Source organism: Salinisphaera sp. RV14, from assembly GCF_052044135.1.
Classification (GTDB): Bacteria; Pseudomonadota; Gammaproteobacteria; order Nevskiales; family Salinisphaeraceae; genus Salinisphaera.
Map to the genome: position 1 here is coordinate 1 of NZ_JBQDYF010000043.1, position 2,165 is coordinate 2,165.

The 2,165-nt window shown below is 61.6% G+C and carries 2 protein-coding genes; one reads left to right on the top strand and one right to left on the bottom strand.

Going from position 1 to position 2,165, the window contains the following annotated elements:
- Window positions 1–76 precede the first annotated feature (76 nt).
- A complete protein-coding gene (locus ACS8Y6_RS18300) occupies window positions 77–934 on the top strand; it encodes a LysR family transcriptional regulator (protein WP_440856232.1) in 858 nt (285 codons plus the stop codon).
- A gap of 132 nt (window positions 935–1,066) precedes the next feature.
- On the opposite strand, the gene ACS8Y6_RS18305 is transcribed toward ACS8Y6_RS18300, so the two are convergent.
- Window positions 1,067–2,165: MFS transporter (locus tag ACS8Y6_RS18305; protein WP_440856233.1), on the bottom strand; the 1,099-nt coding region annotated here is incomplete at its 5' end.

Sequence of the window (2,165 nt, forward strand, 5' to 3'; positions counted from 1 at the left end):
GGATGCAACTCGGTCTCCAGGCCGTTGACGTCGAGGCTTAAGTACTTACGTATGATTTCAATGATTACTATTTGAAATGACTGACCGGCCACTTGACCTGTCTGCCGTTCAAGCATTCGTGCGCATCGCCGAGCTCGGCAGCTTTACGCGTGCGGCGCACGTTACGGGCACAACTCAGTCGGCGGTCAGCTTGAAGCTCAAGCGGCTGGAAGCGAGGCTGGGCTACCGTCTCATTGAGCGAACGCCGAGATGGGTAACGCTTACAGCGCACGGCTCAGCGTTTCTGCCGCGCGCCCAGGAATTGCTGGAAGCACACGACCGGGCCTATGCCGCTCTGACAAGCGCGCGCCAACGTCTGACAATCGGCATCAGCGACCATGTCGCCGGCCCTGGCCTGTCGGCGTTGATTGCTCGAATGAACGCCCGGGACCCCGAATTGTTAATGGAAATCCGGATCGGGTCGTCGACCGATCTGCTCCGAAAATTCGAACACCGAGAGCTGGATACTGTCCTCGTTCGCATGGATACCGGCCGCAGCGACGGCGAATGTCTGGGCCAGGAAAAATTCGGCTGGTTCGCCGCACCCGACTGGCGACATCGAGCTGATGAACCCTTATCGGTGGCCACGCTCGCAGAACCCTGCGAGGTGCGCATGATGACCGGCCGCCTTCTCGACGCGGCCGGTATCTCCTGGGCCGAAGCATTCGTCGGCGGCGGCGTCGCCGCGGTATCCGCCGCCGTTATGGCGAACCTAGGCGTTGCCGCGCTGGCGCCGCGTATGCTCCCGCTTGGCGCAATTGATATCGGTCGCCAACTCGGGCTCCCGGAACTGCCCTCGTTGCCCATCATGCTCCACTCGAATATCAAGCATGCACGGCAGCGCGCTGCCATCGAGGAACTGGCCGCCGCCTTCCGGGGCGCCACACGGCATTAATCATCAACGCGCCCGGCGCGCACTGTCAGTCTTTGCCACATCCGGCGGCCTCAGCCCGTGACGCCGCAACCACGGCATCCACTCGATGCCCATGATTGAACGGCTGGCCGGATTCCTGCCCGTCAGCTGCTTTTACGGCTCAGAGCAATCCAACCCATACGGGCTTTCGGTTACACGCGCCTTTCGGGCCTTGATCAAGTGAATCAATAACGCCATCGAGGACGCCATGAGCGCCCCGACGGGCAACCAGGCTGCGGCTATATGCGCGCCCAACGCCGCCGAACCGAGCGCGGCCCCGATACCACTGCCGAGATAATTAGCCGACGAATTCCAGGCGACGGATGCCGTAGCATGCCGGGGTGCATGCGTGACCAGGGCGTGCTGTTGCGGCGCCATGCTGGCCCAGCCACACAGGCCCCAGATAAAGCACCCCGCACCCGCCAGGGCGATCGGTGCATATCCAACCAGCACAAAACCAACGCCCAATAGCGAGATCAGTATTGACGTCGCTTTTATTGGCGTCACGTATCGATCGATAAACCGGCCAATCAACAATGCGCCCAGCATGCCGCCGATACCCCACAACCATATGAAAGTATCGGTCACAGCCCCCATGGCCCGGGAAGACAATATCTCAGCGATATAGGTATAGAGTCCCAGTGACGCGATGCCAGTCCATAGCGTCACACCCAGGGTGGATAGGGTAAACACATCCTTCAGCGCACCAAGTCGCTCTCGCCAAGCCATGGGTTCCGATCTGGGGTATGCACCGGCCCGCATCATGAGGCCGAATGCCGAAAGAAGCCCCAGAAAGACAATGAGCGCTATCGTCGACCGCCAGCCGAAATACGCCTCGATCAGGAGGCCGAACGGCACACCGAGGGCCGTTCCGACACTCAAACCGGCCAGCACCAGGGACAAGGCGCGACCGCGCTGTGACGGGCCCACCATGTTAGCGGCACTGGACGTCGCCAGCGGCGAGTACATGCCGGCCCCGACACCGGCAATCAAGCGGGCGGTCAAAAAGACACCCAATGTGGGCGCAAGCGCCGTGATTATGTTGCCGAGCGTGAACACGCCCATACCCGCCAACAAGGCCGTTCGCGTGGTATATCGTGCGGAAACCGGCGCCAGGGCAGGCGCGCTGATCGCGTAAGCGCCGGTAAACAGGGCGACGTCTAGGGCCTGTTGCCGTTTCGTACACGTGCCGCGTTGGAGACCGCAAATCCGT